Annotated in this window: 12 protein-coding genes, 1 tRNA gene and 1 pseudogene; 8 read left to right on the top strand and 6 right to left on the bottom strand. The window is 60.4% G+C overall.

The window, feature by feature from the left end:
* Positions 1-96: 96 nt before the first annotated feature.
* Positions 97-876, bottom strand: coding sequence for a SirB1 family protein (locus tag O6X71_RS18380; protein ID WP_353467159.1), 780 nt, complete (start codon positions 874-876; stop codon positions 97-99).
* 387 nt (positions 877-1,263) lie between these two features.
* Here O6X71_RS18380 and O6X71_RS18375 point away from each other — a divergent pair, with 387 nt between their 5' ends.
* The gene (locus tag O6X71_RS18375; protein WP_055879861.1) at positions 1,264-1,755 is read left to right on the top strand and encodes a nucleoside deaminase; all 492 of its coding nucleotides are present in this window, start codon (positions 1,264-1,266) and stop codon (positions 1,753-1,755) included.
* Between the two features lie 424 nt (positions 1,756-2,179).
* On the opposite strand, the gene O6X71_RS18370 is transcribed toward O6X71_RS18375, so the two are convergent.
* From O6X71_RS18370 to O6X71_RS18360, 3 genes are read right to left on the bottom strand one after another with little or no spacing between them, the layout of a single operon-like run.
* Entirely contained in the window at positions 2,180-3,139 is a 960-nt protein-coding gene (locus tag O6X71_RS18370; protein WP_353467228.1) for a TniQ family protein, read from the bottom strand.
* A gap of 15 nt (positions 3,140-3,154) precedes the next feature.
* Entirely contained in the window at positions 3,155-4,066 is a 912-nt protein-coding gene (locus O6X71_RS18365; protein ID WP_147079688.1) for a TniB family NTP-binding protein, read from the bottom strand.
* Positions 4,063-5,823, bottom strand: a complete 1,761-nt coding sequence (locus O6X71_RS18360) for a Mu transposase C-terminal domain-containing protein (RefSeq protein ID WP_082463427.1) — start codon at positions 5,821-5,823, stop codon at positions 4,063-4,065. The genes O6X71_RS18365 and O6X71_RS18360 overlap by 4 nt, the downstream gene beginning before the upstream one ends.
* Before the next feature lie 117 nt (positions 5,824-5,940).
* Between O6X71_RS18360 and O6X71_RS18355 the strand changes: the two are divergent.
* From O6X71_RS18355 to O6X71_RS18345, 3 genes and pseudogenes are all read left to right on the top strand, one after another.
* Positions 5,941-6,621: pseudogene (locus O6X71_RS18355) on the top strand (ATP-binding protein); the annotation flags it as partial.
* Between the two features lie 66 nt (positions 6,622-6,687).
* A tRNA-Leu gene (locus tag O6X71_RS18350) sits at positions 6,688-6,772 on the top strand.
* 86 nt (positions 6,773-6,858) lie between these two features.
* Complete coding sequence (locus O6X71_RS18345) at positions 6,859-7,530, top strand: cell wall hydrolase (protein ID WP_353467158.1); 672 nt, start codon at positions 6,859-6,861, stop codon at positions 7,528-7,530.
* Positions 7,531-7,534: 4 nt separating this feature from the next.
* Here O6X71_RS18345 and O6X71_RS18340 read toward each other — a convergent pair whose 3' ends face one another.
* Together O6X71_RS18340 and gntA are read right to left on the bottom strand one after the other, a co-directional pair.
* Positions 7,535-8,122, bottom strand: coding sequence for a DUF1989 domain-containing protein (locus tag O6X71_RS18340; protein ID WP_176498659.1), 588 nt, complete (start codon positions 8,120-8,122; stop codon positions 7,535-7,537).
* Positions 8,115-8,801 (bottom strand): guanitoxin biosynthesis heme-dependent pre-guanitoxin N-hydroxylase GntA, encoded by a 687-nt coding sequence (gntA, locus tag O6X71_RS18335; RefSeq protein WP_056051135.1) that lies wholly within the window; start codon positions 8,799-8,801, stop codon positions 8,115-8,117. The genes O6X71_RS18340 and gntA overlap by 8 nt, the downstream gene beginning before the upstream one ends.
* Before the next feature lie 131 nt (positions 8,802-8,932).
* Between gntA and O6X71_RS18330 the strand changes: the two genes are divergently transcribed.
* From O6X71_RS18330 to O6X71_RS18315, 4 genes are all read left to right on the top strand, one after another.
* Complete coding sequence (locus O6X71_RS18330) at positions 8,933-9,649, top strand: Crp/Fnr family transcriptional regulator (RefSeq protein ID WP_353467157.1); 717 nt, start codon at positions 8,933-8,935, stop codon at positions 9,647-9,649.
* A 53-nt stretch (positions 9,650-9,702) separates the two neighbouring features.
* Entirely contained in the window at positions 9,703-9,885 is a 183-nt protein-coding gene (locus O6X71_RS18325; protein ID WP_353467156.1) for a hypothetical protein, read from the top strand.
* 103 nt (positions 9,886-9,988) lie between these two features.
* Positions 9,989-12,121 carry a M3 family metallopeptidase gene (locus O6X71_RS18320; RefSeq protein ID WP_353467155.1) on the top strand — a complete coding sequence of 711 codons (2,133 nt, stop codon included), beginning with the start codon at positions 9,989-9,991 and terminating at the stop codon, positions 12,119-12,121.
* Positions 12,121-13,410: an MFS transporter gene (locus O6X71_RS18315; RefSeq protein ID WP_107952251.1), complete on the top strand. Its 1,290-nt coding sequence runs from the start codon at positions 12,121-12,123 to the stop codon at positions 13,408-13,410. The genes O6X71_RS18320 and O6X71_RS18315 overlap by 1 nt, the downstream gene beginning before the upstream one ends.
* Positions 13,411-13,622: the final 212 nt, after the last annotated feature.

Here is a 13,622-nt window from a genome sequence, read left to right as displayed (position 1 = left end):
GGCGGTTTGGAGACATTGTTCAATCCCGGGCGTGGCATGAGCGACGGTGGATGCGCTTGGGATAAGGCGTCACGGCGAGCCAATCCACCGCAACGTTCAAGACGGCGTTGGCCGGGGAAGGGCATCGAGCGCTGCGGATACCTGCAGGCGCAGATCGTCGTCCCGGGTAATTTCCAGCATCGCGCTGAGACTGCTGCGGGCGCCGGCCACATCGCCTGCGACCAGCTGAAGTCTGGCTCGCTCCCACCAACCATGGGCGTGTGTGGGTGCCACGATCGTCATGCGGTCGTACAGGACCAGCGCGCGCGCAGAGTCGCCAGCCTGCTCGGCACGGGTTGCCTGGTTGAGCAACAGTCGAACGAGCGCCGATCGGTTCGACAGGGGAAGCATCCCGTCGGAAAACCGGGCCTGACCCGACATCTGCTCTAACAAGGCTTGCACCTGTGCAGGGGCGACGATGCGACCATCGTTGAAAGGATCGATGATCAGCGCATCCGATGCGTCGCCGAGGCGGACCAGGACGTGGCCGGGGGTATTGAGCGGCATCGCCGACCATCCGAGACGTCGTGCCATCGCCACATAGAGGATCGAGAGACTGATCGGCAGGCCAAGCCGACGATCGACAACCGCGATCAGGTCCGCATTCTGCGGATCGTCATAGTGTACGCGGTCGCCGGAGAACCCGAATTCTTCCACCATCACGCTGCTCAGGGCCTGGGCCTGAGCAGCGCTGCCCACTGCGTCGCCGTCAGCGGCGCGGAGGGCTATTTCTATGTCCGTGAGCTCGTCGAGATATTCATCGAGATCGATACCGGGATGATCGAGCGCTGCAAGTTCGAGGGCGGCCAGATCGAGCTCGATCTCCGCGTCTTCCATCAGCCCGAGATGAAGAATGCTATTGGTCATGAGGCGGTAGATGGGAGGCTGCTTCGACGGTTTCTATGGCGACGCCAGGATACGGCGCGCCTGATCCATGACCAGTTTATGATACGTGAGCAGCGACTGTGCGGCACAGCCGGTTCCGTCCCTGATCACGATTCTGGACCCTGCCGACATCGATACCTGGCTGCGTGGAACCTACGACGATATCGTTGGCCTGCAGAAACCCTACGACCCTGCCAAAATGACCGTCCGGGGGCCTGTCTTCCCAACACGCAGCAAGGAACGGTAGCATTCGGCTATCCTTGGCATTCGAAAATGACCGCGCCGAACGATCCATTGTGTCCGCTGCGTGTTGTAAGACGGTGACAGGGAGCCAAGACGATGACGCAAGAGGACGAACGCTGGATGCACGAAGCGATCGCAATCGCCCGATCGAAGGGTTCCGACCCCTCGACCTCACCGCTGGGGTGCGTGATCGTACTCGATGGCAAGGTTATCGCGGGCGAGCGCAATCAGACCAAGGAATTGCCGGACGCAACCGCGCATGCCGAGATGATGGCGATCAGACGGGCGTGTGAAAGCACCGGGGAATTGGAGCTGCGCGGTGCGACGCTCTACTCCACGCTGCAGCCCTGCGGCATGTGCACGATGGCGTCGATCTGGTCGAAGGTCGGGCGCGTTGTTTACGGGGCGGGCCGCGATGATGTCCACGAGATGTATTTCGAAGCACAGCACGTCGACACGCTGACGTTCATCGGCGACGCCTACCGCGACGATATCGTCATTGAGGGAGGCTGCCTTCGCGACGACTGCGCCAAGCTCTATTATGGTCCGGACGCAGAGCTGCCAGTCGACGAGCAGGCAAATCTATAGCGTGCTGCGGCTGCGCGTCCGTTCGGCGCTGAACGAATGACGGTATGTCGCCAGGTCTTTCCAACGCGGCGCGAAGAACGATAAACCGATGGCAGCTTTCGGTCCCGCCTGTTCGGCCGCCCCCCCCGAAGGATGAGCACCATGAATGACGCACAATGGGTTCTCGCGCGCACACGGTCAGACGAGCAACATGCGTGGCTTGCTGGTTTTGATGGAAATAGTCCGGTATGGGTGGCGAGTGTCGATAACGCCGTAATCTATCAATGCGAGGGTGCAGAAGCGGCAAGGCTGCGATGCACTGACCAGCCCGATCACGACGACGTTCTCTATGCCGTCTGCCATCTGAAGGCTGACGACACGACTCCTCCTTCTGCTGGCGACGGCCCTCTAAAAGACTGTCGATAAGTACAGAACGATGGCTGAATCAGGTTCCGTGTAGATACCTGTCCACCACCGTTGTATACTCAAACGGGATTGAACTCCGATCTCCTCGAAGGGCCCAGGAACGCCACATGCCTGCTTCCGCGCAGAGTGCGACGAACTTGTACGGCCAACCATCCAGTAACTGCGCAACAATTGCCATCATCCTATGCCTTTCGCTACTTGACAAAAACTCCGGAGCCGAGATAATACCTTCAAAAGTTGGCTCACTGGGATCCCCGCCATTGTGTCTGCATACGGTTTCTCTCAACCGCTGAGCTCGAGGGTTGGCAGTCACAATCGAGAGGATCTGTCGAACTAGGTTGAAGAAGGCAAGTGGGTAGATATTACTGAATGCTTCGGGCGGGTGGGCGCGACCGGCAAGAATTTCACGAAAGTTATGTTCGAGTTGAAGCGCTTTTGAGTCCGCGATCACGTGAGGGTAAGAGCGTCGATCACTTCCGCAAACGTGGCAACACGGATCAAGTCCTTGGTGAGGCACTGCAGGAGAACCGCAGTCGATGCAGCGGTCGGCAAGCACAATTCCATGTTTTGAACACGTGCTTACTATGGCGAGGCGCCAATTTTTCCGGTAATACGCCTGTCTATCAGTGCTGAGGCAAATTGCGCACCATTGCTGACCTCCTCGGCGCCGAGTTCGGTGATAAATTCCGAGAGGCAAAATCCAACGAGAAGCATTAGTTATTCGAATGCGTTCATATAAGATGCCCTCTAGTGAATAGAGGGTCGTAGCCCAGGCTTCATTTTCGCCTGTTCCAGTTAGTCTGGCTAAGTCATTTACGACATCGCGCGGTGCCATTGCATCGAGATCTCGGTTCCAAAGCTGTCTTCCTGGCCAAATCAAGTGAGAAAAAGTCTGCAATTTTGGAGAGTTACCGTGGGCAACACGTAACAGCCATGACGATAATAATTCGTCGACTTGTGGTTTGGGCCGCCATGGCAAAAGCGGTTTCAATAGTTAATCTCGATACCCCAACGAAAGCTCGGCCGCCCGTCGGCGATCCCCTGGCGGAATCCAGCGCAATCCGTCGATAACGGAGGCATCGATCCGCTCGGCTCCGTTCTGTATCGCTTCTGCAGCCGCTGCATTAACCAGGCGGACAATCTCCCCTATCGTTCCTCCAGACAAGGCAAGCACCCGGCTCATAATATCGGGTTGTGACAGTTCAGACGCGTGTTGTAGCGGTAAAGTCGACTCTAAAGTGTTCAGTAGAGCTCGAGTTCCGTTCTCTGAGGTCCATTTAGGAAGCGGCCAATGCTCAAAACGGTTTGCAAGCTGCTCGTCTGATTGCAGTGCGCGAACCGCAGTTATGAGGCCGCAGCCAACGAGGTGTATTTGCTTTTCATTCGAGACGTAACGAAGTACATTTAAGAATGCGCGTTGCTGTTCAACTCGACCGGAATGGATATTATGTAATTCATCAATAACTAGGACCTTTAAACCCACCGCTTCAACTAAACGTAGTGCTTGGCTCTGTAGTTGGCTCAAAATAGCCGTTCTACGGACTGGTGCGTTTAGACGATCTAGGATAGAGGTGTAGAACTGTCGAGGATCAGGTGTCGGCGGCATTTGAACATATAATACTTTTGCGGTGATGGCCTCGGCAGAGGGGTCGTCGTCGGGGGGATGTAGCCCGATAAAACGATTAACGAGCATTGTCTTGCCGTTGTTAGTGGGTCCCGAGATAAGAATACTCGCGGGACGGTGCGACCTTTTGCTTATTAATAATTCTTCTAACCGATCTGAAATGCGTTTGGCGGTGCCATAGGCGACGAAGGGTTGAGCCTTCAGCGCTTCCAGCCTGACTTCCGGAGATGCCCCAATTATAGCGTGAATTTTTGGTGTGAGGCGGCGCAGAGGAGCGTTCACTCGAGTATCTCGAAAACGTCATCTTCGTCTGGCGCTGCAGCTTCCGTATATCTCCAAGGAGCCTGTGGAAGAGGCGACTGGGGGAGCATCGTGTCACTGGGAGCGTTCGAGTTGCCCGCATCGTTCCGCGCTCTCCGTTCTACGGCAAGTCGAGAACGTCGCGCTTGTGATTTATTGCCTGCCGCTGTGTTCGCGATCTGGCGCTGGGCTTCTACTGCTGCGAACAATGCCGTTTCGTCATAGTCCGCTCGTCCCTCCGCCCGTATTGCTCTGCGGCCGGCCTCAAGTTCCCACAATGACAATGAAGGCCGCGAGATTTCTTTCGTTCCGATGCGGTAATAACGGTTCTCGTCTGGGGCTAACAACCAGATCGCTGAAACGTCGCGCGGGTCACGCCTGACCAAAAAATCCCGGTGTTTTCCATCCATTAGGTAGCGGCGCAAAATATCGTCCATATAATGGACGCCGCCCCACCGAATACCTCTTTGCGTAAGCCTTCGGCGTTCCATTGGCAAAAAATCGATGAGTAATCGTTGGGGGTCCTGAATTTCTGTCGGGACACCCCGTCCGCGCTCACTCTTGTCACCGAATATACCCTGCATCCACTTGGTATTCGGAGTCAGGCCATGGTGCTTGTGAGGCGTGCAATGATATTGGCCCGCAAAAAAGGTAGCGAACATTAACTCCAGCTCGGGGAGCGTCATCGCTGCATCTCGATCTGGATCCCTGTCTCCTCGCTCGATGATCGATGAACCGGTTGCCCCAGGCAATGTCTTAACTGACGACATCGCTGTCCTCATCATTCTCTCAATAATACCCCCAAAGTGTGGCATGCCTCCAGGCCTGAAATTGATTTGCATGCCCCAGGCGTCGCATCCGCGCTGAACAGCTTCTGAGTGAAAGTCGGAACCGTTATCGACATAAATTTCGTCTGGCCTACCGTACATTGGCCATGGAAACTGCAAACCAATCTTACCTGACCAATCGTCCTTGGGTAGGATGGAATGGACTAGACACAATCCGACGGACGTTGCCGAAGGGGCTTCAAGCGATAGGTGGAATCCTAGGACGGATCTAGAAAACTCGTCGAGGGCGATCGTGATGAACGGTCTTTGAAGAGGGAGTCTGTTCTTTTCGTCGACGACAATGAGATCAACCTTCGTGTGATCAATTTGAACCCGTTGAAGCGGAGCGTTTGTGACAGGTGTTGCGCCCGACACCGGACGGAACCGCTCGCCAGCCTTCTTTCTGCCCTCTCGTGCTGCGACTATTTCAATTTCTGGAATGCGGGCAAGCCGTCGGCGAATTGAGTCGGTGCTTGGAAGCTTTAAACCTTCCAACGTACAAATACGTCGAATTTCGCGCACAGTTTGAACAATGGTCGGCCGCATACGGCTGAGATGATGTGTCTCAAACACCCGAACGATGATCGCTTCGACCTTCGGATCGAGAAAACTTCGTCCGCGGGTGCCTCGTCTCTTTGGAGGCAAAAGGTCGCGAAGCCGTCGGGTGCTGCGATACCGCTTTATGATGGTCCAGACAGTCCTTGTAGAGCAACCGATCTGCTTAGCCGCGTCGCTGACGTCCGCGACCGAGCATCGGTCACGTGCTACAAGCGGCTCGATGATGCCCCTGCGAATCACCGCAGTTGCGATCTCGGTGTCGGTTAACTCTGCGCCGTCCACCCCAGAGTTTGAGGCTAAGATAGCACCTAGATCTTCGGAATCGGCGGCATGGATTGGCATGTTGCGGAACATCTAACGTAAGCCGCCGGAGCGCAAGGCTGACGCAGTGCAACGAAACGTGCGGTATAGTGCAGCGGAATGTGCGTCATTGATCAGCCGTGACTGTCGCTTGGTGCAACGAAAGGGAAGCTTTCCACAGGCGGGCTGAAGGTAAAGCCGGGGGAGGTCAGCCTCGCGCATCTCGGTGTACTTTTCCTCGACGAACTCCCGGAGTTCCAGCGCGCCGTCCTCGATTCGCTGCGCCAACCGCTGGAGACGGGTACGGTCAGCGTCGCGCGGGCCAATGCGCACGTTACCTTTCCTGCGCGCGTACAGTTGATCGCCGCGATGAACCCGTGCCGGTGCGGCCACCTCGGCGACGCGAGTCTGGCCTGCGCGAGAGCCCCGAAATGCGCCGCGGATTATCAAGCGAAGGTGTCGGGTCCGCTACTCGACCGAATCGACCTGCACATCGACGTCCAGGCGGTCAGCGCCGCCGACCTGATCCTCCCGTCGCCGACCGAAGGATCGGCGGAGGTTTGCGCGCGCGTTGCCGCGGCCCGCGCGATCCAGACCGAGCGCTACCGCGACCACCCGGTTCGCACGAACGCGGAGGCGGATGGTGCACTGCTCGACGCCGTCGCCACGCCCGACGAACCCGGCCGCAAGCTCCTCGCCCAAGCCGCCGAAGCGATGCGCCTGACCGCTCGCGGCTACACGCGCATCCTCCGCGTCGCCCGCACCATCGCCGATCTCGCGGGCAGCGATACCGTCGGTCGTATCCACATCGCCGAAGCGCTCAGCTACCGTCGCCAGCCGCCGAGAAACTGAACGGCCACAATTCCGCGTCAAGACGGCTTGCGGCGGACGAAAGCTTCGTCTAGCCAACCCGCCGCTGCCCCTGTGGCGAAATTGGTAGACGCGACCGACTCAAAATCGGTTGCCGCAAGGCATGCTGGTTCGATTCCGGCCAGGGGCACCATCTCTTTCCGACGATCACCCCTCGCCTTCGGGACGAGTGGCACAGTGATCGTTTCCTTGCGAAAATTTCGCCGGTAAGGACGCGGGATGGCGAAGCGACCGGCCCGATATGTCTCATCGCGGCGGCGCAATAGATCGGGGCTGAGGCCATCGTCCGAGCATTGGCTTCTCCTGCTCGGCGCAGTCGTCGCGTTCGCGGCGATTTTCGGGTCGCTGACCGATCTGCCCTGGCCGACCGAAACCACCACGGATCACCGCAAGCCCCGGCTGACGATGGCGCAGGCGCGTGCTTCCAACGCGCTGGTCCCGATCGTTGCCGACAAACGCAAGCGCGCGGAGCCGTTCCGGTTTCGCGGCGGTTCTGCGGCGCGCCTCCAGGCGACCGAATGCCTTGCCACCGTCGCGCTCTATGAGGCTGGCGCCGACCGTGATGGACAGCGCGCGGTCATCCAGGTCGTGCTCAACCGGGTCGACGCGCGGGGCTTCCCCAAGACGGTCTGCGGGGTCGTCTATCAAGGTGCGAACCGCAAGACGGGGTGCCAGTTCTCCTTCACCTGCGACGGCTCGCAGACACGACGCCCCGAACACGAGGGCTGGGAGGAGGCGCGACATGCGGCACGGCGGGCGATGAACGGCTATGTCTTTAGGCCGGTCGGCCGCGCAACCCATTACCACACCGACTGGCTGGTACCGTACTGGCGCAGTTCGCTCGTCAAGGTGGCGACCGTCGAGTCGCACATCTTCTATCAGCGCCGTTGAGCGCTCAGTCGATCCGGTACTGGATCGGCTTGAAGCTGCCGCCGTTGGATTGCAGCGCCGAACACGCGGTCATGCCGATGACGAGGTCCATCGCAGCCCGGAAGACAATCGTGTCGCCAGCCTTGCTCAGCGGCGGTTCGACCGTGAACGTGCCCGTCTCGCCATTGATCGGCACGTTCATGAAGCAGTTGAACGCCACCGGAATCTGGTCCGGCTCGATGTCCCACGGCGCGAGCGCCTCGGCGAGGTTGCCGAAGCAGCCGCGATGCGGATCGGTATCGCCATAGATGATCGCGAAGGTTTCTTTCGAACACGGCGTCAGAAGAAAATCATGCCGTCCGACATCGTCGGCAACGATCTCCAGCATCACGTTGCTGCGATTCGAATAGAGCAGATCGCCGGTCGTCAGGTACAACCGGCTCGCATAATCCAGCGTCCGTCCCGACGAGATCGCCTCTCGTACGTCTGCGCGGTTATAGGCGAGCAAGTCCGATACCTGACGACCCTCAGGATCGATCACGGTGAGCGTCTGGCCCTTGTCGAGCGTGAAACCGGCCCCCGAACGCGGCGGGATCGTCTTGATGTCAGCCACGTGCTTCGCCTCGCTTGAAAGGGCATTTCCAGGATTCGTCGACGACGCGCCCGCTATATTGTCGCGCTTCGCTCGATTCGCCGTGGCGCGCCAGCATCGGGTTCATCGAACCGGCATATTCGAGGTCGCGCGCGAGGATCGACGAGCGCAACTTGTCGTAGCGCTGCTGGTCGCGCAGCACTTCGAACTGGTCGTGCAGGTTGAACACCATCGCCGGCGATTCGAACTTGCGCGCAGGACGGCTCGCATTGGGATGGAGGCCAACGACGAAGAAGGCTTCCCCTGCAAAGCTCAGCGAAAAATGCGGATCGTCGGGATCGCTGCTCACCGATGGATCGGGGCGGTAGCCGAGCCACTCGTCCTTATCGCTGAGTGACTGAGCGCGGGCCCAAAGATGTGCCTCGAACTCTTCTTCCGACAGCAAAGCAGGCGCTTCGAACAATATGATGAGTGTCCGGAAGATCGCACGATCCTCGCGGTATTTGCGGACGGTCTCGCCGAGCGCCGGAGAAATTCTCATGTCATCCCAAGCGGATCGCACGTCACGGGCGACGAGAATGTCCATCTGTCCCTTGGCAAGCGCCGATTTTGCACCGACGCAGGGGAATTGCGGCGCCTGCACAGTCTCGATGAACTTGCGCGCGAGCGGGTGGTCGTTCTGAAAGATTGGCTGATACATGGTCGGGGAGGAACCCGCGAACCGCGGCAATGTTTCGCATCCGGCATAACCTTTGATATTGATCAATACGAATCCCGATCTGTTCTTCTACCGCGCAGGGCGGTACGAGGCCGGATGATGAAGGGGCGTCGATGATCTCGGAAAAATTCCTCATGGGGCGTGGCCGCCATGAGCTGAGCAGCGAAGAAAAGCAGGTGCTGGAGGATGGCATCGAGTCCGTCCGGCATGTCGCTGCGCGCAAGCAGATCGTGCGTGCCGGCGACCTGATCGAGACGAGCACACTGTTGGTCGAGGGGTTCGTCTGCCGCTACATGGACGACCGCGAAGGCCAGCGTCAGCTCGTCGCAGTGCACGTGCCGGGCGATTTCGTCGATCTCCATGCTTTTCCGATGAAGCGGCTCGATCACGACATCGCCACGCTCGGGCCGGTGAAGATCGCGTGCTTCGAACATCGTACGTTGCAGTCGATCACCGAGCGCTATCCGCACCTGACGCAGAAGCTGTGGTTCAGCACGCTGCTCGATGCGGCGATGCACCGCGAGTGGATCTTTCGGCTGGGGCGGCTCGGCGCGGAAGGCCGTGTCGCGCATCTGTTCTGCGAACTGAACGCGCGACTGGAGATGGTCGGGATGGCGGCGGAGGGACGCTATATGCTGCCGATGACTCAGCCCGATCTGGCCGAGGCGAGCGGGCTGACCGGAGTGCACGTCAACCGCGTGCTGAGAGCACTGCGCGAGAAAAATCTGCTGACGTTCAAGGCCGGCGAAGTAAATATCCTGGATCGTAAAGCACTTGCAGCCGTTGCTGAATTCGAACCACAATATCTGTACGGTTCCAGGGGCGAGTGACGGGTACCCGGCGCGTGACCCCTGGCAGGATCAACGGTCAGGGGAGTGAGACCATGATGACGCCGGAAACTATTGCAGGCTTCGCCGCCGCCGAGAATGGGCTGGTGACGCTGGACGGCCTCGATGGCTTGGCGATCACCTTCACGCCGGAGGCCGCCGCTGAGACGGGGCGTAGGCTTATTGCAGCCGCGGAAGTCGCTGCGAGCCAGCCTCGCGACGATCGATCCGGCGACTGATCTTACGGCGCGTACGACCGGCGCTACGCGCTGATCAATGCGTACGCCTTCCGCTACGTAACTTTATCACTATGCTACCCGGTACATTGACCGGGAGATCCATGTGCAGTTTCTATACCTCGCCGCCAGCGCCGTTGCGTTGATGGCGTCTACGTCGATCGTCGCGCAGACTGGTGCGACGTCCACGACACCCGCCGCGAACCCCTTGCTGGCCGACTGGACCGGTCCGCTGGGCGGAGTGCCGCCGTGGGACAAGGTTCGCCCCGAGCTGTTCCCGCAGGCGTTCGAGACGACGCTCGCCGAACGGACCGCCGAATACCGCAAGATCGCCGACAATCCGGCCAAGCCGACCTTCGCCAACACGATCGTGCCGATGCAGCTGGCCGGCAAGCGCTACGGCCAGGTGATGACGCTGTTCGGCGTGATGACCGGCAACATGAACACCCCGGCCTATCAGAAGCTCGACCGCGAATGGTCGCCCAAATTCTCCGCGGCATCGGACGCGATCACGTTCGACAAGCCGCTGTTCGCGCGCATCCAGGCGATCTACGCAGGCCGCAATTCGAGTGGGTTGAACGCGCAGCAGATCCGGCTCGTGACGCGGATCTACGACAGCTATGTACGCCAGGGCGCCAAGCTGACCGACGCGCAGAAGACGCAGCTTTCGCAGTATAACCAGCAGCTCGCGACCGCGTTCTCGACGTTTGGCGAAAAGCTGCTCGCGGATGAGAGCAAGGCGATCTCGGTCACCGACGAGGCACAGCTCGCCGGCTTGCCCGATAGCGTGAAGGCGGTGGCCAAGGCCGCTGCGACCGAGCGGAAGCTGCCGGGCTTCGCGATCGTCAATACGCGGTCGGCAGTCGATCCCGTGCTGACCTACGCCACCGATCGGGCGCTTCGCGAGAAGGTCTGGCGCGCGTTCGTCAACCGCGGCGACAATGGCGATGCGAACGACACGAACGCGACGATCGCGCAGATCGTGAAACTGCGTGCCGACCGCGCACACCTGCTCGGGTTCAAGACGCATGCCGACTGGCGCATGCAGGACACGATGGCCAAGACCCCCGCCGCGGCGATGGACCTGATGATGCGCGTCTGGCCTGCCGCCAAGGCGCGCGTGGCCGAGGAGGTCGCGGACATGCAGAAGGTCGCCGGCAATTCGCTGACGATCGAGCCGTGGGATTACCGCTTCTACCAGGAGAAGGTGCGGAAAGCCCGGTACGACCTCGATCAGGCGCAGCTTAAGCCATATTTCGAGCTCGGCAACATCATCCAGGGTTCGCTGTATGCGGCGAACCGGCTGTACGGGCTGAATTTCAAGGAGATCACCGGCACCGTGCCCGTGTTCGAGCCGAACATGCGCGTGTGGAGCGTGACCGACAAGACCGGCAAGGACGTCGGGCTGTTCTATCGCGACGATTTCGCGCGGACCGGCAAGCGATCGGGTGCGTGGGCGAACACGTATCGTGGTCAAAGAGGCCTCGCACCGGCGCAGCTCGTGCTGTCGTCGAACAACAACAATTTCGCCAAGGGCGCGCCTGGCGAGCCGATCCTGATCAGCCTCGACGATGCGCAGACGCTGTTCCACGAGTTCGGCCATGCGATCCACGCGATGCTCCAGAACGTCTATTATCCGGGGCTCGCCGGCACGCCGCGCGACTTCGTGGAATATCCGAGCCAGGTGAACGAGCATTGGCTGCTGACCCGCGACGTGCTCGACAAATATGCGCGGCATTACCAGACCAAGGCGGCGATGCCGCAGGCGTTGCTCGACAAGATCGAGCAGTCGAGCAAGTTCAACGAGGGCTTCAAGACCGCGGAATACCTGTCGTCGGCGATCGTCGACATGAAGATCCATACCGTGCCCGACGGCGTAATCGACCCCGATAAGTTCGAGGCCGCGACGCTCGCCGAGATCGGCATGCCGAAGCAGCTGGTGATGCGTCACCGCGTGCCGCAGTTCCAGCACCTGTTCGCGTCGGACAGCTATTCGGCGGGCTATTACAGCTACCTCTGGTCCGAGACGATGGACGCCGACACTTTCGCGGCGTTCGAGGAGGCGGGCAGTCCGTGGGACAAGCCGACCGCGAACAGATTCGCCAAGATCCTGTTGTCGACGGGTAACGAGACCGATCGCGCCGAGGCGTATCGTGCGTTCCGCGGGCGTGATCCCGACGTGAACGCGCTGCTCAAGAAGCGAGGCTTTCCGACACAAGCTCCGCAGGGGACGAAGTAATGGCACCCGATCAGAAAACGCGCCTCAAGGCGATCATCGGTGGATCGACCGGCAACCTGGTCGAATGGTTCGACTGGTACGTCTATTCCGCCTTCACGCTGTATTTCGCACCGCATTTCTTCCCGTCCACCGATCGCACCGCGCAGTTGCTCAGCACGGCGGCGGTCTTCGCGGTCGGCTTCCTGATGCGGCCGATCGGCGCGTGGATCATGGGGATCTACGCCGATCGGCACGGACGCAAGGCGGGGCTGACGGTGTCGGTCACGCTGATGTGTGCCGGCTCGCTCATCATCGCCTGCACGCCGGGATATGAGACGATCGGCGTCTTCGCACCGACGATGCTGGTGATCGCGCGGCTCATGCAGGGACTGTCGGTCGGCGGTGAATACGGCGCGTCGGCGACGTATCTCACCGAGATGGCGGGCAAGAACCGCCGCGGCTTCTTCTCGTCGTTCCAGTACGTCACGCTGATCTCGGGCCAGTTGCTGGCGATCTGCGTGCTGCTGATCCTGCAATCGACGATGAGCGAGGCGGCGCTCGATTCCTGGGGCTGGCGCATTCCGTTCGCGATCGGCGCGGTGCTTGCCGTGGTCGTGTTCTACATCCGTCGTGGCCTCGCCGAGACGCAGAGCTTCGAGAATGCCAAGGCCGATGCGGGCGACGGCAAGCCCAAGTCGGGCTTCATCCAGCTGATCACCAAGCATCCGCGCGAGACGATCACGGTGATGCTGCTGACCGCAGGCGGTACGCTCGCCTTCTACGCCTACTCGATCTACATGCAGAAGTTTCTGGTCAACACCAGCGGGTTCAGCCGCGAGGTGGCAAGCCAGATCAACGCCGCGACGCTGTTCGTGTTCATGCTGTTGCAGCCGATCGCGGGCGGGCTTTCGGACAAGATCGGGCGCAAGCCGCTGATGGTCGGGTTCGGCATTGCCGGCGTGCTGTTCACCTATCCGATCTTCGCTGCGCTGGAGACCGCGACCAACCCGATCTACGCCGGGTTGCTAGTGATGGCGGCGCTGGTGATCGTGACGGGCTACACGTCGATCAACGCGGTCGTGAAGGCGGAACTGTTCCCGGCACACATCCGCGCGCTGGGCGTCGCCTTGCCCTATGCGCTGGCCAACACGCTGTTCGGCGGGACCGCCGAGTTCGTCGCGCTGAAGTTCAAGGGCGCCGGCTTCGAACGCGGCTTCTACTGGTACGTGACGGCGATGATCGCGGTGTCGCTGGTCGTGTATCTGCGCATGAAGGACACGCGGACGAACAGCCAGATCGTCGAGGACTAGGTGCGCGCTGCTCCCTCTCCCCTCCGGGGAGAGGGCTGGGGTGAGGGGTTGTTCCAGGCGGTGTCCTGCTTGGCGGGGGGGGGGGCCCCCCCCCCCCCCCCCCCCCGCGGGGGGGGGGGGGGGGGCGCCCCCCCCCCCGGGGGGGGCCCCCCCCCCCAGGACAACACGCACACCACCACCCGCGCACAAACAACAAAACAGCCCCACCACAC

The sequence above is a fragment of the Sphingomonas faeni genome (genome assembly GCF_040407505.1).
GTDB classification, from domain to species: domain Bacteria; phylum Pseudomonadota; class Alphaproteobacteria; order Sphingomonadales; family Sphingomonadaceae; genus Sphingomonas; species Sphingomonas faeni_E.
Note: the sequence above shows the minus strand (reverse complement) of the source record. Positions and strands in the feature narration are given on the sequence as shown.

Coding starts and splice junctions, on each gene's coding strand:
- O6X71_RS18325 (WP_353467156.1), top strand. CDS start 9,703: ATGATGACGCCGGAAACTATTGCAGGCTTCGCCGCCGCCGAGAATGGG.
- O6X71_RS18380 (WP_353467159.1), bottom strand. CDS start 876: ATGGAAGACGCGGAGATCGAGCTCGATCTGGCCGCCCTCGAACTTGCA.
- gntA (WP_056051135.1), bottom strand. CDS start 8,801: ATGTATCAGCCAATCTTTCAGAACGACCACCCGCTCGCGCGCAAGTTC.
- O6X71_RS18315 (WP_107952251.1), top strand. CDS start 12,121: ATGGCACCCGATCAGAAAACGCGCCTCAAGGCGATCATCGGTGGATCG.
- O6X71_RS18375 (WP_055879861.1), top strand. CDS start 1,264: ATGACGCAAGAGGACGAACGCTGGATGCACGAAGCGATCGCAATCGCC.
- O6X71_RS18360 (WP_082463427.1), bottom strand. CDS start 5,823: ATGTTCCGCAACATGCCAATCCATGCCGCCGATTCCGAAGATCTAGGT.
- O6X71_RS18330 (WP_353467157.1), top strand. CDS start 8,933: ATGATCTCGGAAAAATTCCTCATGGGGCGTGGCCGCCATGAGCTGAGC.
- O6X71_RS18345 (WP_353467158.1), top strand. CDS start 6,859: ATGGCGAAGCGACCGGCCCGATATGTCTCATCGCGGCGGCGCAATAGA.